The following is a 22,512-nucleotide window of genomic DNA, read 5'->3' on the forward strand; positions in this document are numbered from 1 at the left end:
AAGATCTAAGATGTTAGATCTTACCTGAAACAGGATCATGGCGCGTGCGCCAAAGGGCGCACGCAAGGCAAAAACAAAAATGCTTATTCTTTTAAAGAGGTGCTTTATCTTAAAACCGACCACGACCACCTCCAGATCTTCCTGCTTTTGCTGCCGCGCTTGCCACACCTTTAGTAGCGTTACCGGCAGCACCTGAGATTTGTAAAGCAGCATTTTTTACTGTATTAGCACTCGTTCTTGCACCATTGGCAAGCATTGTGAAAACCTGTCCCCCTGAAGAGACACCAGTGTTAAAGTATGGTCCACCAGAGGCCAGCGCTGTTGCAATACCGGGAAGCGCACGGAAGATAATAACCCCTATGATCGAAATGACGAGGACAGGGGGGAAAAGAACATAGATTGATTCATATGAAACTTTGAGAACCTGTAGAATAACTTGACATATAATTGTTCCAAGCATGATCACGAGAACCTGTAAAATGGTAAAATTGATCAAAGTTGTAATCCATGCATCGGTGTATTTTCGCGTTGCGTTGAACAAATACAAACTAATGAATAGAGGCCCAAGACCTATAATCATTACGAGAGCAACTTGTGCAAACATTTGCACAATAAAACCACCTATACAAAAAAGAATAACGGCTAAAAGCATGATAGAACCAAGAAGCCCCACAATGATCTTTTCAAAAAACCAAGCATTGTATAAAACTTCTTGATAGCGAGCATTTGCCTTTAACAAAATATAATCAAAAACATTGGAGCTTGCAGGATTGCTGTTAAGTGCATTCCCAATAGCGTTGGATAAATCATTGAAGAAAATATCCTTGACATAAGTATTAAATGTATCCGCATTCGTTGCCATTGTTGTCACAACAACGATTTTAACAACATTATTGAGAAGACTATGCATGGAAAGCGCAACGCGACCTGTCATAACATTATAGCCATAAAGAAAGATAAAAATGATTGCGGCGAGATTTAAGGGTGCTGAAATAGCAGAAGATAACCCTCTCACCGTTGTGTCCATCACATTATCGAGAGGGGTTAAAATATACCCAGAAACGCTTTCAAATGGAGAAAAACTAAAGTCTGACATTTGTATTCGTACTTCCAAGTTTTTCTTTTAATTGTTTTTCTTTTTCTTTTAATTGTGCCTCAAGGTATTTATGCTTTTGTTGTTCCATTTCTTCACGCATTTCGTCTTTTGTTTTCGTATCTCTTGCTTGAATCATATCAAGAGACTGAAGTTTTAAAGAAGCCACTTGAAGATCGGCTTGAAGAAGAGAAAGTTTTACTTGAAGCTCTTGTTGAAGAGCTTGAAGCTTCTGCAACTCTTCAAGGCTAGGTTTTTTTACAGCTTCTGTTGCTGTTGTATCTGTTTGTGACTTAAGTTGTTCAAGTTGATGACTTATTGCTTTAATTTTTTTTGCAGTTTCAGTTGCAGTTTTATATATGCTTTCAGCTGTTTCTGATTTTGCAGCATCTAATTTTTGTGTATTCTCGAGTGCTTGTTTATAATATTCATCCGCATCGGGTGTCGTTTGTGATATTGCATGAGAAATAAAAGAAAAAGATAACAGTGTAACTAAGCCATATTTTTTCATTGATTTTTTCTCCTTTGATAAAATATGGGCAGCCATTTGTCAGGGTCTGCTCCATATTCGTTGATAATTTCATTCATGAGTTCAATGTTTTTTGTTGTGCCGCTTAAAACGGCGATCTCATCATTCATTCCACGTAAGTTAAGTTCTGCAACGACGGAACTTTGTCCTTGTTTGACGAGAAAACGGCGGGATTCTCTGCTTAATTCTGACTGTATCAGTTCAAATTCACGCTCAGTAAGTTTGAAAGCTTCGACATAATCATTGTAATTTGCTTTTTGATTTGGAAAAAATATTTGGGTGGGGCACTGCTCAATAATTGTGTGCGCGATTGTTGAGTTCAAAGCATCTTTAGGGCTTTGTGTTGCAAAGAGCATCATGCCATTTTGTTTACGGATTGTTTTTAGCCGATCTTGCGCAAAAGCTTTGAATGAATCATCTTCCAAAGCTTTCCAGAATTCATCAACGACAATAATGATGCGCCGCCCATCAATCAAATCAAGAATGCGGTGAAAGAGATACATCATTAAGGGGCGCCGAATTTCTTCATTGTCTAAGAAATCGGTCATGTCATATCCAATGAACTGTGCATTTAAATTGAGATCATCTTGATCATTATCAAAAACCCACCCTAAATCATTGCCTCTAATCCAGCGTTGTAGTCGTATGGCGATACCTTCTTTTGATGTGTTGTCAAAAAACAGTTGAAGTGCACCAAGAGAGCGTTGTGTTGGGGGTAAGTTTTCTAAAGAATCGATGGCTTTGGCGATATCTTGTCGCTCTTCTTCTGTTACGATTTGCCCTTCAGCGCTTACCAGCTTTAAGATCCAATTACGAAGAAAGATTTTATTTTTTTCAGTGTATTCCATGCCCTTTAAGGGAGAAATCCCTGTGGGCTGCCCATTTTTTAGAGGTTTATATTTTCCTCCTCCAGCTCGTACAAAAATCTCTGCTCCTTGATCTTTGTCAAAAAAAACCATTGTTGGATTGTGTTTTTGTAATTGTGCAAGAAGAAAATTAACAATCACTGTTTTACCAGATCCCGATGGACCACAAACAAACGTATTTCCAAGATCGCCATAATGAAAATTAAAATAGTAAGGTGAACCTGCCTGTGTTTTTAGCAATGCGACAGCAGCTCCCCAAACATTATCGTTTAGTTTGCCAACAGGGAAAGAATGGAAGGGCGATAAAGCGGCAAAATTTCTGCTGGTAATAGCGCCTGAACGCGCACGATAGCTAAAGTTTCCAGGAAGCTGTGCCCACCATGCTGCTTCCAAGCCTAAATCTTCTCTGGCAATTACGGCTCCCCCATTGGTTAAATGGGCTCGTGCTTTTGATAAGTTTTCAGTCAATATTTTGGGATGATCAGCAAAAACAGCTAAAGAAATGTGATGCTCGCCCAAAACAAAACGGTTTGATTCTAAATCATCTAGCGCTTCATCGAGTGCATCAATTTGTGAACTAGCACGGTCAGCTGCATTGATCATTTGATTTTGCTTGCGGCTCATAATCGCACTGGCGGCCGCCTTACTTTTAAAGACAAAGGATTGTGTTAAAATGAATTCAAATGGTACCGTAAGCAAACCATCAGTCATACCAGGGCGTGTTTTAGAAGGGTATTCTTTCCATCCAAACATGCCAGCAAAGCGTTCATTACTTTCATGGCGAATTTCGATAATTTCTTTCCCAAAAATAACACGATCCGAGTAAATCGTTGAAGCAATAGTTCCAAATGTGAGAGGAATACGCTCACGTCTTCCCCCCACCAGCTGGTGGAGAAATTCACTTTGTTCAGAAAATAAAATACCTTCATGTTCATAGATTGATAGCAGACGGACTTCATACTCTTCTAAACCTTGCATAAGGTCTTGACTTAACTCTTCGAGTTTACGAACAGCTTCCTCATCGGGTTCAGATTGTGTTTTCTTCGCTTTACTTAAGCGCTGAAAAAATGAAACCAGTTGTTCTGTTTTATCTACTGCGGGATTCCAAAGCAGTGAAATAAACAGATCATTTCTATATAGTTCTTGCGAAACCATTTTCTTTTTATATTTTTCATCTAATGTTGTTGCAAAAGATGAAAGAAAATGACCTTCTGGGTAGATCGTTTCACGGCGGCGGATGATGTGAGAATATAAAGCAACCCGTTCATCTGCAATATTTTTTAAAAGGGTGTTTAATTGGTTGTGTAAAGAATTTAATTGATCAATATCCGCAGTGTCAAAATTTACGCCCTCAACAGCCATCACAACCATTAAACAGCGCGAATTTAAAGCAACGACATGTTGGTTGATATAGCGTATATAGGGAATATATTCTTCAGGCAAAGTTTCCCGTTTCATTATTGACATCTGTTTCACCGGTTTGGCTCCTTCAGCTTAGTTCCTTATAAGTGCGGATAAGGCGTAAGGGGGAGGTAGAACCTCCTCCCCATCGGTTGAGGTTTTTTTGTTTTCCTCGGGTATTGAGCCAAGCAAATAATACGCGAAATTGGTTGTGATCATGTTTTGTCACTTCACGCAAAATAAAGTGCATCCCAATACCAAAACCAATCACGGTAAAACCACTCGTTAAAATAAAAAGAACGGACGTCGCCATGACATTGAGCGCCATCGCTTCCATTGTGACACCGGCAAACATGGACGGTCGTGTACAGGCAAGGAAAAGAGTGTCTTCGTTCATTTATGCCGTGCTCGCTAATTTACCGACAAGAGTAGGGGCACCAAAAACAATAGCAATACCAAGAACACAGTAAGCTGCTTTGCGTAAATCAATAAAGCCGTACATCCAGCCAATACCCACAGCAGCAACACATATAATTGCAATAAGCTTTGCCGTTGGACCCGTCATCATTGTGACAATGCTACCTAAAACACCTTCAAGTTTTGCGAAACCACTCCCATCAGCAGCAGGAGCAGCATAAGAAGGATCTGATACAAGCAATGCTGTAAAAAGCAGCATGGTCATGATAACGATAAAAATGATGTTCTGGGATCTATTATCTGTCATTTTACCTCTCTTTAACAAATAATATTTGTTCATATGTCGACATTCTATTGCCTCTAAAAACTGAAAAATGCTGTCATTTGATGACAGTTAATTCTTCTCGTTTGTTTGTTTTAAAAGCCTTGATAGTGGATCTGTTCACTCTCAAACTCTTTTTCTTAAAGAGACAGAAGTCTTTTCAAGTTGAGATTGTGTTACATAAAAATGGCAATTTTAAGTTGTATGCATTGGTAAAGACAATAATATTAAAACAATGCAAGAAGGAATATTATTCTTTACAAAATGTAGTTAATATGCAACACAAATATATGGATTTTTTCTTTAAAAACAAGGGTATTGGTGATATATAATATGAAAGGATAGAAAAACAATGAATTTTTTGAGTGAGCGTGTTAAGAAATGCTATTTAAATTGATTGTTATTATTTACATTATGGGTTCCATAGTGTGGGGATTAAGCCAATATAAAGATAAAATAGATTTCAGCATTCTTAAAACATTTGGGATGCAAGATATACAAGATATTCTCAATCTTTATCGAGAAGAAGAAAACCGAGAAGAAGAAAATTTGGTTAAATCTATCACCAAACAGCAATTAGAAAAAAATGAACCAGCTCTCGATTTGCAGAAGAGTGTTTCATCAAACGATGTTGCAAATAATACTGTTGTTTTTCATGGTAAGGCCTCTGTTACAAGTGGGGTTACATTTAAATTGCTGACGCCTGCTGCACAATCTTGGCGCTCATATATCACCCGTGATATTCATCTTTATGGTGTAGACACATGTGCACCACGCCAAAAAGCACGATTAAATGATCAAGAATGGCCCTGTGGTGCGGTTACAACGGCTTGGCTTGTCACCAAAACACTTGGGCAGGATTTATCCTGTAAACAGGCTTTGATGCACAATGGTGTTTATTATGCGCAATGTTTTGTTCAAGGGGTTGATTTAGCTGAGGCAGGTCTTACAGAAGGTATGTTGGTACTCTCAAAAGAGGGGAAAGATCCTATTCCAACCCAGTACCATCATGCGGAAGAAAAAGCACGCAACAACAAGATTGGTCTTTGGTCAAGTGATTTCACTGAACCTTTAAAATGGCGGCGAGATAATGGATCTTACAACCCCTTTGAAAATCCGTGATTGGCTTTAACGAACATATTTATTTAAATTTGTATAAAGGAAACTTTATCAATAAAATTGCACCAGACCATAGGGCAAAAGACCATAGGGCAAATTTGAATAAACCGTGAGATTATTTCCGTTTGTGAAGTATTTGTGAAGTAAATGAATAATACTTCCCTTTTCAAGGGAGGTTTGCTCTCAAAATCCCTCCTCTATTTTTACTTATGTGTTTTATAAAAGCAGGAAAATGTCATTGTTAGTGGCAAAGCATTTTTGAGTATTTGTGTTTGAAGGAGAAAATGAGACGATAAAAAACGCTCAAGAAATGGATTTCTAGAGCAGAGTTGATAAAAGTGAAAAATGAATAGATCTCAAAATGGCGTAACATTTGATATAACGGATAGAATATTTTACAGTGCCTTAAAAGAATTCATAGCAAAAGTTTTTTTCATCAGAATTTTGTCTTCAGGATTGGATCACGTTTTTTTACTTCTTTAAAAGTGATCAAACTGTTTCATTCCTTGAAAAGCTTTCATAATTATCTGCTTCTAAATTCAGACTTCGAAAAGATGGATTTCAAACAGACGCTACACGAAGAAATCTTCGTAAAAATGATTTGCATTGTTGATTGTTTCTATATATCACAAGACGTTTTTATTTAAGCATTTGATGGGGGAAACAATAATCAACATACAAATAGGTAAAAAGAGCTCATACTTTTTTGTAAAGGCTTTGTAGTCTATTGATCGTGATACTTAAGTATTATAATGCTCATAGGCTTTCTATAGGGCGCGGGGCGCGGTTCCTATCGCAATGTCACTATTTGAAATCAGTTGGAAAAAAACATTAGTGCGCCTTCTGATTTCGTCATTTTTACTCAGTTTGGGCTTTTTCTTTCTCATTGTGCTTTAATGACAAACTCATACGATGGCTGTTGTGAGCTCTTCTTGCGTTATTTTACCCAGAGTGTTCACTTTGAAAGCAAGCAAGTGATAGTAAGGCTGTATTCTCGTACAGTATGAAAATTTAGAACTCATTTGGGGGATGATGCTAACAGATAAGGTATTTAAAGAGGGGTAAAATGAAAAAAAATATTTTATTATGCATGGCTCTATTATTCGCTGTGGGGTGTGAAAAAAACTATAGCGTAGAAGATTTTAAGAAAGATGCAAAATTAAGGGAAGAATGGGGAAAGAAGTGTTTTCTTTCAGGACAAGCTGTTAAGGAATCTAAAAATTGTCAAAATGTTTTACAAGCAGATACTGAAATGTTTTTCTCGCCAAAGCTTAATTCTATAGATCGTGGTCATGCGTTTTAACGGTTATGCATACTCAACAGTAAAGTGTTATATAAAAATTCTAAAATAAAGAAGTTACGGTTCAACGAATAGTTTCTTCTTTAAATTTTATAGCGGAGATTTTTTATCATTTTTCATCTTTCAGATGAGCTTCCAAAATCATATTTGCAATCCTATTGTTTGTTTCATCTTTGTTAGATTGAGGATTATGATCATGAGAAAATTGGATAGCATTGTCTTATAGAAACATCTCTTAAGGCAGCCAATCCCATTTCACGGTGGTGTCCGTGAATGGTATAATGGTAGATCCATTGAGCACCACGATCTTTACGCTTCATAAAGGAGTAAGCCGGCGCATATTTGCCAGCTCGTGGGTGTTGCTACAGCCCTTGGCACTTGAGACGGTTCATTAGGGGCATTTTTAATCCTTTCTTAATAGTTTTTTATCCACAAGGGCTCTTTCCGCTTGTAACTTGCAAGAGACATGATTTTGGTTGATTCAACATGGAGCGGGTCTGAAATGAAAGGATCTTACGCTATTCTGGATTCTCATTTAACATGCAAAACAATGAATACTCTTTATAAATCAATATCGCTTGAGGTGTGGTGTAAGGCATAAAAACTTTATGCATGGGGTGTTTTGATAAGAGAGTGTAGTGAATATTCAAGAGAGGGCTTTCTTGTATAATTTTGTGAAAGGAACCATATGAAATGTGAAGCCGAGAGGGAGCTGTTTTTGAGAAGTTGGATTGTGTATCAACCAGTTTGAGGAGGGATTTGCATCCTTTGATGTGTGGGAAGGAAGCCAAGAACAGAGCGTGTAGCACCCTATACTTATGTTTTTAAAGGTTTTAATTTTGATCAGAAATTAATTTTAAAATTGCTTTTTGTTTGACAGATGTAAGAATTCTAAAACTTTTTAAAAGCAAATATTCCTCTTTGCTCGCTACAATTTCATCATGATGGTACGGGGTATGTTCTTTTTTGATGATATCAGCGTAAAAAAAGGCAATAGGGACATCCAATATATCGGAGATTTCCTTTAAACGTCCTGCGCTCACGCGATTTAAGCCTTTTTCATACTTTTGGATTTGTTGGAAAGTGACACCTAAATGATGCCCTAATGTTTTTTGAGACATTTTGAGCATTTTTCGCCTAAAGCGAATTTTTTTGCCTACAAAAAGATCAACATTAAGATTTTGAGTTTGCATTTGCCCCCTCCGGTTGCGAGCGCCCTCGCATTGGTATTCCGGGAGCTTGAAAACACTGAACCCTAGTCAGCATTTTGCTTTTAGTGCTTGGAGCACCTGGACATAGCAAAATCTCCCGGAATTCCGGGATACCCACACACTGGGTTTATTTTTACGCTAGGGTTTCGGGTTTTCAAGGCCCTATTGGTCGTTGCGTATACGACCAATACATTTTCTAATTAGTAAAGTAATTTTAGGAGATTGGCAATAAAAATAGTTTTTCTTAAGACGGATAGATTTTTTTAAATGAGAGGTTATTTGCCTTTCAACTTTTTAAAACCCGCTTACTAAACTCATGTTTTAAGATTCGCTTTTTACAAAGGTAAACCTTGGTTTTTAAGCTCAAGGCACTGCCTATGGTGCTGTGCTTAACCAATAACCAAAATGGCTTGTTTTGATGCGTCTGAGATATCATGATGATAGGGGAAACCTTTTATGAGTAAAGAGCCCTCATGCAAAATAAAATCAAAACAGAATAGATTTGGTTGTTGTATATTCACATGTTTGTTTTGAGAAGATATTTCTCAATGTTAGCGCCCATTTCACAAATGGCGTTTCGTAAAGTGTATAACGTAAAAGCTTCGATGAATGGGATAAAAGCTATATTTCTATCTTTACTGAAAAAAAGATGCTTGGAGGGCACATACTCTTTGTCAGTCTAAAATATTACGACAGTTTTTACCTTTGAAAGGGAGCATAAGAGCTATTTTTTCTCTCTTCACGTGTTTTTATTTATACGCTCATCCTGCTTATAATGTGCAAGCGAAAAGTTTTGATTGATTCAATATCAACAGATTTGAAATGAGAAAAGATATTTTGGTTTCTCATTATGTATGAATAATAAATTATTATTATAAATCAATAATTCTATACTTAAGGAAGCGTTTTTTTAAGGAGTTTTTTTGTTCGTTTTTAAGAATGTGCGTGTTTTAGATAAAAAACTGTATCAACGCAGTTATTGTGAGAATTAAAGTTTTTATGAGAAAAATGAGCATTGTGGAATGATAAGCTTTTGATATAAAGCGTTTTAGAATTTTGCACAACTTAACGATAACTTATTTATTTTGTCATTTTTTATGATTGCTATAAGCGATGCAAAGTTGGAATATGGTTTGAGAAAGCAGATGACACAAGTATTATCTTTCGGTAAGTAGTTTTGAAATAAAAGACAGCTTTAAATGATAAATAAAGATAGGTGCACCATGAATGAACTTACCCATATTGAGACTATTGTAACGCATTATGATGCTGTTTTTTGTGATGTGTGGGGTGTTGTGCATAACGGTGTACATGCATTTGAACCAGCGTTGAAAGCATTGTATAAAATTCGACAAATGGGAAAAAATGTTATTTTATTGACCAATTCTCCTCGGCTACGGGAAGATGTTGCTGCTCAATTACAAAGCATGAATGTTCATCGTGACTATTATGATGCCATTATCACTTCAGGGGATGTAACGCGCGATCTCATTCGGACAGCTCCGCGTAAAGTTTTTTTTATTGGTTCACAACGTGATTTGGTGCTGTTTGAAGGGTTAGAGTGTGAATTTGTTGAAGAATGGGAGGCTTCTGTTGTCGTCTGCAGCGGTTTTCTTGAAGATTTTGACGAAGAACCCTCTGCTTATGAGGAGATGTTTCTTCGCATGCGGGCGCGGAATTTACCTTTTATTTGTGCTAATCCTGATGTGATTGTCCATTATGGAAATAAAGAATTTTGGTGCGCTGGTGCATTGGCGCGTCTTTATCAACAATTAGGGGGGGAAGTACGCATTGCTGGAAAACCTCACGCGCCTATTTATGAGTGTGCCTTTGAAAAACTTCAAAACATTCGTGGAATTGTGGAAAAAAGTCAAGTTTTAGCTATTGGTGATGGTCTTTTGACGGATATTAAGGGGGCGGCTCATTTTGGTCTTGATGCCCTTTATATTATGGGGGGGATTCATCATTATGATTATGCGCAAAATGGTGTGGTGGATAAGCAAGCTTTGCATTCTTTTCTTGAACGTCATGGTTATAAACCACAAGCAATCATGTGGGCACTTCAGTAATGGCTAATTTTTTGCGTCTTCAGGGGACTCACATGTTTCCCTCGGCTTGGCGGGGAGCCGTGTTGGCACTTGGAAATTTTGATGGTGTTCATTGCGGACATCAGATGGTGTTGCAAAAAGCGCTTGATTTCGCACGGATAAAAAAGAAACCAGCAGTTGTTTTAACCTTTGAACCACATCCAAGAAGTTTTTTTCAACGTTCAGCTCCTGTCTATCGTTTGACAGAGGCAGCTGAAAAAGCTGAAATTTTTAAAGTCCTTGGCTTTAATGGTGTGATTGAACAGCCCTTTGATGCGCACTTTGCCACGCTTTCAGCGGATGAATTTATCAAATCGATTTTAAAACAGGCTTTTGATGTTTCAGTTGTGGTGACAGGGGAAAATTTTCAATTTGGTCATCAGAAAAGTGGAAATGTGCAGCTTCTTTGCCAAAGGGGAGAGAAATATGGATTTGAGGTTGTGCAAGTTCCTTGCGTTTCGCGTCTTCAAGATTCACAACAGTTGATTATTTCCTCTAGTTTTATTCGGCAGCTTCTCTCACAAGGAAAAGTGGACAAAGCAGCTCATTTGTTAGGGTATCACTATCGGGTATGCTCCAATATTATTCAAGGCGATAAACTTGGGCGTTTTTTGGGATTTCCTACCGCCAATCAAATGTTGCCTCCCCAAGTTCGCTTGGCTCATGGTGTTTATGCGGTACGTTTGCGTCGTGCGAACGGTGTTTTGTATGATGGTGTTGCAAGCTTTGGTTGTCGTCCAACGGTTGTTAAAGATGGTGCGCCACTTTTGGAAACCTATTTGTTTGACTTTAACGACGACCTTTATGGGGAAAGCTGTACCGTTTCTTTTTTCCAGTTTTTGCGAGGACAAGAAAAATTTGATGGGCTTAAACCTTTGATTGCGCAAATGCACCGTGATGAAAAAAAAGCAAAAGAAATTTTAAAGATAGCACAACCATTATCAAAGTTGGATAGGCTGCTTACTTTTAAAAATATGCCCTAAACTTATCTGCAAAAGATAAAAGAGCTGTAAAAATAGCACTTAAAGTGATTATAATCACAAAGATATATTCCAAAACATCGTGGAATATATGTTGTTTCCGTTGTTGAGAGGGAGAATCGAATATCTGAATATCTGATTTTGGCATTATCTTTTTCAAAGTTCATTTTATGGCTTTTGTTGTCATTCAAAAGTTTACTGCTTGTTTCTTTCTGATCCGTTAAAACCCATCATAAAAGATGCAGTAAAGAATAAGCCCCAGCCTATTTGGCAATAATAGACGCGAAGAGGGAGAAAGGCTGTTTTTAAAATTTTTTGCGATTTTAAGCTTATAGTTTGATAAAATTTAATCGATAACTCTTTTATTTCAAAAATTTATGGTCTCTTTTTTCTAATTTGTTTTATTATGACATATCGTCTTTTATGATGGGATTGGGTTTATGTAAAATCTTACGCATGTGATATTTAGTATCATATGATGAATATTAAAAAAAGGTTCGTTTGTTGAGCCTCGTGAAGTAGAGCGGTGGTCAGCAGCGGCTTTGTGCTAACCAATCACGTAAACGAGAATGAAGCTGATGGAAAATGCTTTAAGTCTCGTTTCTCTCGTATATTGTGATAGGAAATCTACATTAAGGAGACTGCGATTGATTGCAGATAAAAAGAAATCATTGCGAGAAAGCAGGTGTACTTGTTTCAAAAATTTTTAATGCTTTTGATTGATAAAGGCACAATTTGGTTGTCGTAATACGTAAATCTTTCAGATTCTCAAACAAAGAACTGTCCATATATCTTCTTTGTCCTTCACAAATATAACGCCTATAATGTAACGGGAAGGCTGTCTTGTAAGGATATGAAAATGCAAAGCCAATTATGTCTTGTTGTTTTTTGATAGAAGTGTTGGATAAAAGTTGGGACATCTTTCCAATCTATGTTCGCTCTATCCATGACTTTATGGTGTTGTTTTTCTCATAAAACTTTTGCTTTAGCGATCCTCAACGCGAGCAGTATGTTTGAGACAAAGATTAAGGCGCTTTAGTGCTCTCTCTGCTGTTACAGCTTTTGTATACCAGATGGGGACAGCCCTATTGCCTATATTCATTTGGATAATCTCTGAAATCAATCTACAGCCTTATTGGGGAAAATATGAAGTTATAAAGGGGGAAATCAGTCCAGATGACTGTCTTTTTTAAATTCGGCTTTGCCACTTTCAAAAGTGTCCAGAGCAATATCTCTTAAATCATGAAAATAACAGTTTCAGGCTTTTCTTGTTCTTTGAATAGGATAATCACGCCCTACAGGTAAAATAAAATGCTGGAATATACTTGTGTTGCTAATTTACGCGCCTGTTTTAAAGAAATATCTCTCAACGCTTCCTATATCCATTTTTATGATGGCACTCATGAATGGTATCTTGTAAGCTCCGTTGAGCGCTATCATCTTTGTGCCTAATAAAAGAGCAATCCGGTATCATCAGTTATATTGACAAGCCTTCATGTTGTATAGCCTTGGCTATTTGAGAGCGTTTATGAGAGGGATTTTTCTTAACTCGTTTTACTTCACACGAACTCTTCCTGCTTGTGACATACAAGAAACACGCTTTTGATTGATTCACTATAAATAGACTTAAAATGAGATAATTTTACGGTATTAGGGTTTCTCACTCAACGTGCAAAATAATTAATTGTTATAAATCAATATTTTGCAATTAACCATAGATTATGGCTTACGGATTTTTTATAAAATATTCTGCATGCCTTTTATACGGAATATGGGGTTTTCTTAGTGGCTTTACTGTTGTTTTAGGTGTCTATGGCGTACGAATGAGCTCGTACTGGTAAAGGGAGAGACAAAGAAGGTGAAGCAGTGATAAAAGGTGAGGTGAAAATAGATTTCCTTGATCATCATATGAATTTTCATGCATTTTTATGGCTTCAGGTGTGCATGTTTGTTGTATATTTAACAGCAAAGTTTGCGTGTAGAGTTTTATGAAGTGGGAAGCCTGAGTGGAAAGCGCAAGACAAAGATTATTGACAGATTATTTTTTACAGATCGATGTGTATTTAAGAGTCTTTATCTTTTAAGGCGAGGAGGAAGCGTATGAAATCTGTGTTTAAAGACGCGCTAAACGATAAAGATGCAGCGAGCGTGCTCCGTGATGGCAATAAGCGAGAAGAGGCAGAGAGGCGGTTTTTAAAATTGTTTGCATAGCTTCAACAGCTGACTGTTCTATAGTTGGAGGAGAAATGGGAATGTGATAGGCTTTTATGCCATATTCATTTGCGACCGTTTTAATGCTAGAAAAGTCAGGTTGATGAAGCTCCTCGTGATCGGGGCGGTTGCAGATAATTGTTTTAAAACCAGCTTGTGCCAATGTTTTGATATTTTCTATGCTAATTTGGGCGCTGATAAAAATATCAGGTTCAATTTGTTGTAAATTCATTTTTATTTATTCTCAATTGCACGATTTTCACGATCCCCCCCCCCTAGTCTGGTATATAAAAGAACATAATGAAGATAAGTTTTTCAATGGCATCTTAACAAAAATATTCTTTTTGTCGAGAAGATCTATTTTGGGAAAATGAGCTGTAAGATGCAAAATATCTCACTCCGCAATATGTTCGTTATTCGACCTTATGCAAGACGGCTGTTTGGTCTTTATGCATAATCTATTATGTTTACCAAGCATAGACATTCCATTGTGTTGCTTGTTCACACGTTTGGTAGAGGTATTCTTATTTCTCTTAAGCCTATTTTACCCTGTCGAGCGTATAAGAGTATAAAATTCATTGATCACTACCCTCTTTACGCTTATGAAGAAGTAGGCTGGTACCATTGTTATATTTTTCAGTCCCCAATGTTACTACAGTCCTTGGCTCTTGAGACAGTTCATAAGAAGTATTTTAATCCTTTCTTGTACAGTTTTTACCCACACGCTAGCCCCGCTTGTAACGTACAAGAGACATGATTTTGATTGATTTAATATCAGAGGGCATGAAATGAGAGAATCTTCCTGATTTCGGCTCTCTCATTCAACGTGCAAAACAATGAATGCTTCTTATAGTTTGTTGTATATTCAGAGTGGAGTTTATTTGTAGAGTTGCATTAAGTGGACTGCATGAAGGGAGAAGCCCAAATGGCAGGCGCGAGATAAGAAGCTGGATCATTTACAGAGCATTGTTCACAGATCGACATGGATGTAAGAATCTTCGTTTTAGGGTGGGGGAAGAAGATCGTGTCTCTTGTTTAGATTTATTTTTGTTATTCTCAAAAACATCATCTTCATAATGTTTTTTCTTATGCTAAAAGAATATTATAAAGACAAAATTGCGGGCTGTCGTTTTATCCTAAAAATAGGAGAAATGGTTATTTTGCACGTATTGGATGCTTGCTTCTTTTATTACTTTCTGTATAATCGTAAAAACGATAATGCTGAAAGGCGTAATAAATGATCATTGGACTTTTGAATCAAAAGGGAGGCGTAGGAAAAACTACGTTGAGTGTTAATCTTGCGGCCAGTTTTGCGCGTACCGGTGCACGGGTATTGCTTATTGATGTTGATCCACAGGGGAGCGCATTGGATTGGGCTGCTGCGCGTGAAGATGCACCTTTGTTTTCGGTTATTGGTTTACCACGTGCAACGGTTCACAAAGAGATTACACAGATTGGTCATGGTTATGATCATATTATTATCGATGGTCCTCCGCGTGTGACTGATCTTGCTCGTAGTGCTCTTATGGCTTCGGATTTGGTGCTTATACCTGTTTTGCCTAGTCCCTATGATATTTGGGCAGCCGATGGAATTGTAAAGCTGATTGACGAAGCACGTGTTTATAAAGAAAATCTTGAATCTGCTTTTGTTATTAATCGTAAAATAGTCAATACAGCGATAGGGCGTGATGTGAACGAAGCTCTTGGCATATACCCCGTGCATGTTCTTTCTTCTAGCGTTGCGCAGCGCGTGATTTTTGCAGAAGCAGCAGCACAGGGGAAGGCGGTTTATGAAGTTGATAAGCAAGGACCAGCAACAGCAGAGATTGAAGCTGTTGCAGCGGAAATCAAGGAGTTAGCGCGATGAATAAAAAAATTAAAATCGGCACGAAACCAACGAATAAATCAATTCCTTTAACAGCAGATGCATGGGTAGGAAGCCCCAAAGGGAGCATGAGTGGAGGTATGAAGCGCCTCACGATTGATATACCAGAAAGTTTGCATCGATTGATTAAGGTAAGTTGTGCAAGTCGTGGAACTAAAATAGCCGATGAGGTGCGCGAATTGCTTTCACAAAAATACGGAAAAGTGTAAAAAGTGATATATGATAATAAGTTTTCGTTGGTTTGAATACTTTTTCTAGAGATGATATCATTTGTTTTTATACGAAGTTAATAATGATAAAATCTCCCTTCTTTTTTCACGAGGGCTGCTTCATTTAAGTTGTTTTTCATAAGGTTCTGTATCATTTCATGAAAGAGCTATGAGTTTGCGAAAAATTCTCCGTTTCAAACTTTTCCCTATACAAACTTTTCCCTATAAGTATGATAATCATCATACTACTTGTGATCTTATATCGCTATCTTATCCGCTAGATGAATAGATAAGTTTATTCTTCCATAAAAATTTTCTTGATAATGATTTTAAACGTCAGGTTATTTCTTTGTTTATTTCACTTAATACATGCGTAAATAATGTAATTAAGAGTAGCGTTGATTATTTTTTTCTGTTATGCAGCGATTTATTTTATTAAATTATATTCATGTTTATAAAGGGGGGATATAAATAAGTAAAATTTACTGATATTGGCGCGCTATAAGTTTTCCTAATAAACAAAAGAAGTCATTGAGCATATTATAGACAGTATTTCTTACATTTATATGATTTTATAGTCTTAAATAGTTAATGCCAGTCGTAATGGTACGCAAGGAAATAGGCTTTTTTGCTTCAATTGATAATGTATAAGATCGCTTTTTTAGCATTTCTATTGGCATTTAAAAAGTGCAGGGGGACTTAAAGTTTTCTTTCTTTTCCGGTGGTTTAAGAAATGATAAGAGCGCAATCAGTTGGTTAAAAGGTGTATTCTTTCTTTTGCAGGGAATTTGCAATGGATATAGGCATTACGAATTTTTGATAAGATTTTGTGCGACTTCTCATGATGAAGTGGTTTTTGAAAAATGCCAAGATATCAAAATTACTGCTGAAGTTTAAATACTTCAAATACAAAGAGCAGCCGTGCAGATAATGCTACAAATGCAAGTCTGATAAATAAAAGCAGTTTTCATGATTTAACATGTTTGCGTTGCAAGTTTGCGTATTTGCAAAGGAAAGTTAGACGCAAGGTCACAATATAGGAGGGGATGTGAATCCAAAGATATTGTTAATAAAATATAAAACAAAGAGAGGGGTTAAATCATGAACAAGATCATTATAACAGCGCTGTTGCTTTGCACGGGGCTTGTTACTGTTGGTTCACGAAAAAAACTACAGTGTTGAGGAATTTAAGAAAGATAAAAAATTGATGCAAGAATGGGGAAAGAAATGCGATAAAATCGGGACCTCTGCTTTTGCAACCAAGAATTGTCAAAATGTCATACAAGCCGATATGGAGCTTTTTCAAGAGCATTATAGAAATCTTGCAAAGGAACTTCGTGAAAGTGGCAAAAAAGGGAATGAAACTGAAAAAAAGCAGGACAACAATTAAATCATAAAAATATATTGATAGCGGTGTTTTTCTTTGTACGCGATTTATCATCATAGGTTGGAAAAAATTGCGTACAGAAGTCGATTTTAAAATTTTTGAAAATGCACCAATGAACCGAATGTACAAATTTAATGGAACCCTAAATTGTGTCCTAAACTTTGTAAATTTGAAAAAAGGGGAATTTATTTATGAATAAAGCCATTATTACAACAGTGCTGCTTTGTGCTGGACTTGCTGTTGCTGGATGCGAGAAAAACTATAGCGTAGCAGATTTTAAGAAAGATCCTAAATTACTCAATCAGTGGTTAGAGAAATGTTTTATTGCAGGGAGTTTTGATTCTCAAAATTGTAAAAACGCAGAAAAAGCTGAATTAGAAACTCGTAAAAAATGGGGAGTTTTCGGTTCTGGAAAGGATGACCAAGAAAAAACTGAAGATAAAAAGGAAGGGAATTAAATCATGAATAAAGTCATTATTACAGCAGTGCTGCTTTGTACTGGACTTGTCCTTGCTGCTTGCGAAAAAAATCACAGCGTGGCGGAATTCAAGAAAGATAAAACATTACTCGAAGAGTGGGTAAAAAAGTGTGAAAAGATGGATCCATCGTCTATAAAGAAATCTAAAAATTGTCAACATGCCAGACAAGCGTATATGGAACTTATGTTTGGCATTAATTAAAAACATAAAATTCAATAAATTATTCTATTAATAAGGAATTGGTTAATTGTTGATTCTATTACGTTTTTTAGGCTCTCTCTAACTTTTAGAGAGCCTTTTGATGGCTTCAAGAATTAGCCGTTTACGATCTGTACTCTTTGTGTAAACGGATGCTATACTGTCTATTTGTCCAGCCAAAAAGTGCTTTCAATTGTGATAGTATTGCATCCGAATGAGTTGCTACGTGTTATTGCTAATTTTTCAAACTATGTGCTGATTGTTTAATGTTTTGGTCGCATGTATTTAAAACATGAGATTGAATCTACCTTTGGGGTGTTTTTCTGCGTTCATCACAAATAATGTTTCATCACACTAAGACCGGCTTTAAGCGTTGCGGCTAATTTCGGAAAAATTGGGAGGAAACATTTGTTTGGAATTTACTTTTCTCTGTCTTAATAAAGAGAAAAATATTCTGAATGGAATTATTATCGTTTTATACTTAAATGTTTTTCTCAAAATATTTTTAAAAAATTGCTTTTGATTTGAGAATATTATAACATTAGTTAAGACGTGAGGCAGTTTTGCTAGGACGGTTTTGCTGGATGTGTGAGGAATTGAGCGCTCTCCATATCTTTTCATTTTCCCCCTCTCTTTTCTGAGTTTGTAAGGTTTTTCCTTGTTATTTTTTATTTTAATTGTGTTGTAATATTATCATGTTGAGTGGTGGAGCTCATGCAAAACTTTATGTATGAGTTGTTTTTTGAATAATACTTTGATTTATAAAAATAATTTAATTATTTTATGTTGAATAAGGATCTCGTCAAAATCTGTTCTAGGTTGAATCAATTAAAACCATCTACTTGCACGTTACAAGCATGGAGAGCCGTGTGGATAAAAACTGTTGAAGAAAGAAGTAAAAATGTCTTTTATGAACTATCTCAAGGATTAAAGGTTGTTGCAACATTTGGTGCTGGAAAAGTATGTGATGGTGCTGGTTTATTCCCTCGCAAGTGTATGATGATGGTGTTCAATGGATTTATCATAAGCTTCTTGAAATATTCCTTTAGAATTGTGATATGCCCTGAAGGGGAGAAGCAAGAGGAACTTACTCAATAAGGAGACAAATTATTTACAGATCGGATCTGGTAGAAAATTTAGTTCTTTAAGGCGGGAATGAAGTTGAGATTCAAGTAGCGTGAAAAGATGGAAACTGATGGTTAAAAATGCATACAAAAAGCAGAGTTAACACTTAAATAGTTGCAAGCGATGTTTGAAATTAGGTGTGTAATTTATCTGTAGAGTTAAAATTTCGCTTTGATCTTATGTAAAATTAAAATGATCGTTTGCGCAAATTACAAAAAGCCAAGAGAGTATGTTTAGTATATTTCTATTACGAGAACTAAAATAACAACAAAAGCATTCATGGTGATAATCAAGGTTGAATAAAGCACTGCGGCTTTTACGAGATCAGCCATAAAAACCTCTTTCTGTTCTTTTTGAGGTGATTTTATGAATAACAATATGTTACAAACCGTAGTATATGTTGATACAATATATTAGGCAAGCTTAAAATCGTTTCTTTTTTGTAAAGGCTTGAGGAATTAGAGCACTGTAAATCTTAAAAAAGAAAGTTTTAAAGAGAATATTAATTGATTTTGTAGGTTTTGTGTTGCAGAAAACTTTTTTACCCTGTTATGCTATGAAACACTATCATTTATAGCGGTAATATAAGGCATATAAGTTTTCTTGTAACGTTTAAGTATTTTTTAGTGTGCGATGAATATTCGTAGGTTGATTTATTGAGCCTTTCGTTTAAGTGACTCACATGAGTAGGAAGTCAAGAGAAGATTGCTTGACAAAAATTCGGACTGCGTACAGAGCAGATTGAGTTAAGATCTTTGTCCTTTAAGGTGCACAGAAGAAGACAAAAATGTTTTCTGATCGTTTATCTCATAGTAAGATTGGTTAATGCTGTTCTAATGGGCATGTTTTGCACAAAAGAACAGAACGTTCCAAACGAAATATACTTATGTTGTATATTAATATATTTGTATTGCATATTTATGTACTTGTAAGAAAACATCTCTCAATGCACACGACAAACATTTTACGATGACACTCGTAAATGGTATAACAGTAAAGCTCTCGTGAAATAATATAAAATTTGAATAATATAAAAATCTATAGAATGCTACCATCTTTACACTTATGAAAGAGCAAGTCACTGTCATCGTACGCTTGCTTCCAATGTTTACTATGGCCCTTGGCATTTGAGACGGTTCATAAGAGGCATTTTTCTTTCAGTGTATTTTATCAACACATCAGGGCGTTGTTTGTGATGTGCAAACAAGTAAATTTAATTTATTCAACATGGGATAGATTTGAAATGTGATGAGTATGAAAGAGAAGAGCTGCATTTAGAAGGTTGAAAATGAGAGAAAGTTCGTAACAAAAATTGTACCTTTATTATAAAATGATTGTTTCTATGTTTTTATACCAGTAGCACATGTAAAGCCGCGATATTAAGAGCAAACTGTGTTATGGAGTGAAATAACCTATAGGAAGATGCTGTGGAAATTCTGAAAATATCAATGTGGGGAGCGTTAAGCATTATGCATTGGATAATATTTTGATTTATAATGATAATCTATCGTTATTCAACTTGAATTAGAGTCCTGAATACCGTAAAATTTTTTCATTCCAAATTTGCTCTAGGTTTAATCAACCAAAACCATGTCTTTTGCAGTTACAAGTGGGGAGGGTCCATGCGGAGCGAAACTGTACAAGAAAGGCATGCTTTTTGAACCGCACTTAAATGTCAAGGATATCGCAACATGAGGGGCTAGCAAAATATGTGATGGTGTGCTGGCTTGCTTCTTTTATTAAGCGTAAAGATGGACAGTGCTCAATGGATTTTATACATGTCATGGGGGATTTATCATTATATTATTCATGGGTTATGGCGCGAAATAGGCTTGGGTACACTTAAGAGATGTTTCTTTAAAACAAGCGCGTGAATATGCAATTGAAGACGTATCGAATTGATTGGCTAAGAAACTCTTGAAAAGGTTCAAAAAATCTTATATAGTCGTTCATTGCAAAGAAAAGCGAATGATAATTAAAAAAAAGGGAGATTGATGGCTGTTTAGCTGTTTTAAGATGTCTTTTTTAATATTGCTGTATGGCTAATCTGTTCAAAAGAGCATTCTTTTTGTTTTTTATGCGAAGTACTGCATATGTGCAGAAGGAGCATGGGGGAGGGTGTGTCTTTTTGAATGGGTGCAACTAATTTTGTAGGGTGCCATCTTATGGGGTGCCGGAAGGTATGCAAGTTTAGGTGCAAAAAGAGCCATAAGGTTATGGAGGGTAAGATGCTGCTATCGTTAAAATGCTGAAATTTTTAATGAGCTTAAGTCTTTGATATGCTGCGAGATATGCTGTGGGTTTTTGTCGGCAGGTGGTCTTTTATGGACAAAGTTCTCGTGAGAGCGTTGTTGTTTTCTGTTGAAGGCATGCTGGTGACGAAATAGGCAAAGATAAAATCGGCAAGGCGAAATAGACCAAAATAGACAGAGCAAATGTAGAACTTTCGATATTGCTGCGTAAGGTTTAAGTTTATAGCGTTTTGGTGAATTAGTATAGCCGTAATGATGGTTTTGTAGCAAAGCAAGAAAAATACTTGAGAGAATGCGTTGAAAGTTGAAGTGGTATACGCTTTGAAGGATTGTCGTGCTGTTGTTTGAGCGATGTTTGCACCACGAGCTTTATTGAGTGTATCAGCATTGAAGAGAACCTGTTTAATCTCCCTCATTTGAAAGATTGAACAAGAGTGTTGAAGGGGAAGTAAAAATGTCTGTAGTGCAATATGGTGATGATAGTTTTGCATCAAAAGCAAAAGTTCTTGATAATAATCTTATTGATCGTGATTGGGCGATGACAAAATTTGTTGCTGCTGTTAAAGGATTAGCTCAAGTTGTTGATTATGAAAGCAATATGCTAGAGAGCAGTGGTGTTCCAGATTACGAAGAAATAAATTTATGTAAAATACGTGGTTTGCGTGATCTTAATAAATCCATGAGCGATGTGAAGCGCTACATGAATCAAGATATTGAGCATGAAGTTGAAAGTTTGTTGTCTGATTTACAAGAAAAATTACAGCGTAATAGTGAATTGCTTCAGACGCATTTAAATGCAGTTAATGATCTTTCTAGAGCTATGCAATTATCTGGACGCGTAAAAGAAACAGAGGAATGATTCAAATCTGATGAATATTGGCTGTTCTAAGTGATGACAATGATTAGGTAGATCAGTTTATTTGGATAAATAATGCGTTTAGTGAGTAGACTTGTTTTAAGCGCATTTGGGTATTTAGATTATTATCCTGTTGTACTGTAAAACGCTGTTCTTAAAACAGTGTCTTTTAAGGTGTAGTGATGTGAACTGCGTGCTGTAGGAAGCTAGCTGGGAGAGGACTAAGAGAAGGGGGAATATTTACGGAGTATTGTTTGCAGACTGAGTTAATAGGGAGCTTCATTTTTTAGTTTAGGGAGGCGATCAAGGGAATATTTAGACCAGCCCGTGATGCCTTAAAAACAGCTTGCTTGGAGTTATGGTAATGTAAGGTTTTATGCATTAGTCTTTTGAGAGTATGTGATGAATATTGCCTATAAGCCTTATAGAGCACTGTCCTTTGAAGTGTGGTGATATGAAGCGGTTAGTTGTTTAAATCTATATGTTTGAGACAAAAATTAAAGCGGTTTAATATTTTCTTCTGCTGTTTTTAGTTTTTGTATGCCAGATTGGAGAGAGCATCCAGATTTGAGTGAATAGATTGCT

The 22,512-nt window shown here is 36.4% G+C and carries 18 protein-coding genes and 2 pseudogenes; 11 read left to right on the forward strand and 9 right to left on the reverse strand.

The features are described from left to right. Positions 1–109 precede the first annotated feature (109 nt). The 5 genes from ACFIKQ_RS07065 to ACFIKQ_RS07085 are packed head-to-tail and all read right to left on the reverse strand — an operon-like array spanning position 110 to position 4,613. The gene (locus ACFIKQ_RS07065) at positions 110–1,096 is read right to left on the reverse strand and encodes a type IV secretion system protein (protein ID WP_375636376.1); all 987 of its coding nucleotides are present in this window, start codon (positions 1,094–1,096) and stop codon (positions 110–112) included. Next, a complete protein-coding gene (locus ACFIKQ_RS07070; RefSeq protein WP_375636378.1) occupies positions 1,083–1,604 on the reverse strand; it encodes a type IV secretion system protein VirB5 in 522 nt (173 codons plus the stop codon). The genes ACFIKQ_RS07065 and ACFIKQ_RS07070 overlap by 14 nt, the downstream gene beginning before the upstream one ends. Continuing rightward, positions 1,601–3,955 (reverse strand): VirB4 family type IV secretion/conjugal transfer ATPase, encoded by a 2,355-nt coding sequence (locus ACFIKQ_RS07075; protein ID WP_375636421.1) that lies wholly within the window; start codon positions 3,953–3,955, stop codon positions 1,601–1,603. Before ACFIKQ_RS07075 ends, ACFIKQ_RS07070 begins: the two co-directional genes overlap by 4 nt. A 22-nt stretch (positions 3,956–3,977) precedes the next feature. Continuing rightward, complete coding sequence (locus tag ACFIKQ_RS07080; RefSeq protein ID WP_273788309.1) at positions 3,978–4,286, reverse strand: type IV secretion system protein VirB3; 309 nt, start codon at positions 4,284–4,286, stop codon at positions 3,978–3,980. Further along, a complete protein-coding gene (locus tag ACFIKQ_RS07085) occupies positions 4,287–4,613 on the reverse strand; it encodes a TrbC/VirB2 family protein (protein WP_375636380.1) in 327 nt (108 codons plus the stop codon). A gap of 396 nt (positions 4,614–5,009) precedes the next feature. Here ACFIKQ_RS07085 and ACFIKQ_RS07090 point away from each other — a divergent pair, with 396 nt between their 5' ends. Together ACFIKQ_RS07090 and ACFIKQ_RS07095 are read left to right on the forward strand one after the other, a co-directional pair. Beyond that, positions 5,010–5,750 carry a hypothetical protein gene (locus ACFIKQ_RS07090; protein WP_375656186.1) on the forward strand — a complete coding sequence of 247 codons (741 nt, stop codon included), beginning with the start codon at positions 5,010–5,012 and terminating at the stop codon, positions 5,748–5,750. A gap of 1,063 nt (positions 5,751–6,813) precedes the next feature. Next, positions 6,814–7,050: an EexN family lipoprotein gene (locus ACFIKQ_RS07095; protein ID WP_375656187.1), complete on the forward strand. Its 237-nt coding sequence runs from the start codon at positions 6,814–6,816 to the stop codon at positions 7,048–7,050. Positions 7,051–7,880: 830 nt separating this feature from the next. Here the strand turns inward: ACFIKQ_RS07095 and ACFIKQ_RS07100 are convergent. Then, positions 7,881–8,240, reverse strand: coding sequence for a helix-turn-helix domain-containing protein (locus tag ACFIKQ_RS07100; protein ID WP_375636387.1), 360 nt, complete (start codon positions 8,238–8,240; stop codon positions 7,881–7,883). Positions 8,241–9,481: 1,241 nt separating this feature from the next. On the opposite strand from ACFIKQ_RS07100, the gene ACFIKQ_RS07105 reads away from it, so the two are divergent. Together ACFIKQ_RS07105 and ACFIKQ_RS07110 are read left to right on the forward strand one after the other, a co-directional pair. Continuing rightward, the gene (locus tag ACFIKQ_RS07105) at positions 9,482–10,327 is read left to right on the forward strand and encodes a TIGR01459 family HAD-type hydrolase (protein ID WP_375656188.1); all 846 of its coding nucleotides are present in this window, start codon (positions 9,482–9,484) and stop codon (positions 10,325–10,327) included. Beyond that, positions 10,327–11,328, forward strand: coding sequence for a bifunctional riboflavin kinase/FAD synthetase (locus ACFIKQ_RS07110; protein WP_375656189.1), 1,002 nt, complete (start codon positions 10,327–10,329; stop codon positions 11,326–11,328). Before ACFIKQ_RS07105 ends, ACFIKQ_RS07110 begins: the two co-directional genes overlap by 1 nt. Positions 11,329–13,051: 1,723 nt before the next feature. Here the strand turns inward: ACFIKQ_RS07110 and ACFIKQ_RS07115 are convergent. Next, positions 13,052–13,279 (reverse strand): annotated as a pseudogene (locus ACFIKQ_RS07115) (D-alanyl-D-alanine carboxypeptidase); the annotation flags it as partial. A 159-nt stretch (positions 13,280–13,438) separates the two neighbouring features. After that, on the reverse strand, positions 13,439–13,768 hold the full coding sequence (locus ACFIKQ_RS07120) for a TIGR01244 family sulfur transferase (protein WP_375636395.1): 330 nt from the start codon (positions 13,766–13,768) through the stop codon (positions 13,439–13,441). A 1,005-nt stretch (positions 13,769–14,773) separates the two neighbouring features. On the opposite strand from ACFIKQ_RS07120, the gene parA reads away from it, so the two are divergent. The 5 genes from parA (at position 14,774) to ACFIKQ_RS07145 (ending at position 17,697) form a co-directional block, all read left to right on the forward strand. Further along, entirely contained in the window at positions 14,774–15,403 is a 630-nt protein-coding gene (gene parA / locus ACFIKQ_RS07125; protein WP_375647479.1) for a ParA family partition ATPase, read from the forward strand. After that, a complete protein-coding gene (locus ACFIKQ_RS07130) occupies positions 15,400–15,630 on the forward strand; it encodes a plasmid partition protein ParG (protein WP_015856697.1) in 231 nt (76 codons plus the stop codon). Before parA ends, ACFIKQ_RS07130 begins: the two co-directional genes overlap by 4 nt. A 1,153-nt stretch (positions 15,631–16,783) precedes the next feature. Further along, on the forward strand, positions 16,784–17,020 hold the full coding sequence (locus ACFIKQ_RS07135) for an EexN family lipoprotein (RefSeq protein ID WP_375636398.1): 237 nt from the start codon (positions 16,784–16,786) through the stop codon (positions 17,018–17,020). A 188-nt stretch (positions 17,021–17,208) separates the two neighbouring features. Continuing rightward, a complete protein-coding gene (locus ACFIKQ_RS07140; RefSeq protein WP_375644940.1) occupies positions 17,209–17,475 on the forward strand; it encodes an EexN family lipoprotein in 267 nt (88 codons plus the stop codon). Between the two features lie 3 nt (positions 17,476–17,478). After that, entirely contained in the window at positions 17,479–17,697 is a 219-nt protein-coding gene (locus ACFIKQ_RS07145; protein WP_375636402.1) for an EexN family lipoprotein, read from the forward strand. 78 nt (positions 17,698–17,775) lie between these two features. On the opposite strand, the pseudogene ACFIKQ_RS07150 reads toward ACFIKQ_RS07145, so the two are convergent. Further along, a pseudogene (locus tag ACFIKQ_RS07150) lies at positions 17,776–18,133 on the reverse strand (integrase); the annotation flags it as partial. A gap of 428 nt (positions 18,134–18,561) precedes the next feature. Between ACFIKQ_RS07150 and ACFIKQ_RS07155 the strand changes: the two are divergent. Continuing rightward, positions 18,562–18,792: a hypothetical protein gene (locus ACFIKQ_RS07155; RefSeq protein ID WP_143711778.1), complete on the forward strand. Its 231-nt coding sequence runs from the start codon at positions 18,562–18,564 to the stop codon at positions 18,790–18,792. Between the two features lie 2,733 nt (positions 18,793–21,525). After that, positions 21,526–21,930, forward strand: coding sequence for a flagellar protein FlgN (locus ACFIKQ_RS07160; protein WP_273788300.1), 405 nt, complete (start codon positions 21,526–21,528; stop codon positions 21,928–21,930). Positions 21,931–22,512 lie beyond the last annotated feature (582 nt).

Source organism: Bartonella sp. MR63HLJHH, assembly GCF_042194155.1.
GTDB lineage: Bacteria > Pseudomonadota > Alphaproteobacteria > Rhizobiales > Rhizobiaceae > Bartonella > Bartonella grahamii.

Excerpts from the sequence above, each read along its gene's own strand:
- ACFIKQ_RS07160 (WP_273788300.1), top strand. The coding sequence starts at position 21,526 with ATGTCTGTAGTGCAATATGGTGATGATAGTTTTGCATCAAAAGCAAAA.
- ACFIKQ_RS07145 (WP_375636402.1), top strand. The coding sequence starts at position 17,479 with ATGAATAAAGTCATTATTACAGCAGTGCTGCTTTGTACTGGACTTGTC.
- ACFIKQ_RS07100 (WP_375636387.1), bottom strand. The coding sequence starts at position 8,240 with ATGCAAACTCAAAATCTTAATGTTGATCTTTTTGTAGGCAAAAAAATT.
- ACFIKQ_RS07105 (WP_375656188.1), top strand. The coding sequence starts at position 9,482 with ATGAATGAACTTACCCATATTGAGACTATTGTAACGCATTATGATGCT.
- ACFIKQ_RS07075 (WP_375636421.1), bottom strand. The coding sequence starts at position 3,955 with ATGTCAATAATGAAACGGGAAACTTTGCCTGAAGAATATATTCCCTAT.
- ACFIKQ_RS07080 (WP_273788309.1), bottom strand. The coding sequence starts at position 4,286 with ATGAACGAAGACACTCTTTTCCTTGCCTGTACACGACCGTCCATGTTT.
- ACFIKQ_RS07110 (WP_375656189.1), top strand. The coding sequence starts at position 10,327 with ATGGCTAATTTTTTGCGTCTTCAGGGGACTCACATGTTTCCCTCGGCT.
- ACFIKQ_RS07130 (WP_015856697.1), top strand. The coding sequence starts at position 15,400 with ATGAATAAAAAAATTAAAATCGGCACGAAACCAACGAATAAATCAATT.
- ACFIKQ_RS07085 (WP_375636380.1), bottom strand. The coding sequence starts at position 4,613 with ATGACAGATAATAGATCCCAGAACATCATTTTTATCGTTATCATGACC.
- ACFIKQ_RS07090 (WP_375656186.1), top strand. The coding sequence starts at position 5,010 with ATGCTATTTAAATTGATTGTTATTATTTACATTATGGGTTCCATAGTG.
- ACFIKQ_RS07120 (WP_375636395.1), bottom strand. The coding sequence starts at position 13,768 with ATGAATTTACAACAAATTGAACCTGATATTTTTATCAGCGCCCAAATT.
- parA (WP_375647479.1), top strand. The coding sequence starts at position 14,774 with ATGATCATTGGACTTTTGAATCAAAAGGGAGGCGTAGGAAAAACTACG.
- ACFIKQ_RS07065 (WP_375636376.1), bottom strand. The coding sequence starts at position 1,096 with ATGTCAGACTTTAGTTTTTCTCCATTTGAAAGCGTTTCTGGGTATATT.
- ACFIKQ_RS07095 (WP_375656187.1), top strand. The coding sequence starts at position 6,814 with ATGAAAAAAAATATTTTATTATGCATGGCTCTATTATTCGCTGTGGGG.
- ACFIKQ_RS07070 (WP_375636378.1), bottom strand. The coding sequence starts at position 1,604 with ATGAAAAAATATGGCTTAGTTACACTGTTATCTTTTTCTTTTATTTCT.
- ACFIKQ_RS07140 (WP_375644940.1), top strand. The coding sequence starts at position 17,209 with ATGAATAAAGCCATTATTACAACAGTGCTGCTTTGTGCTGGACTTGCT.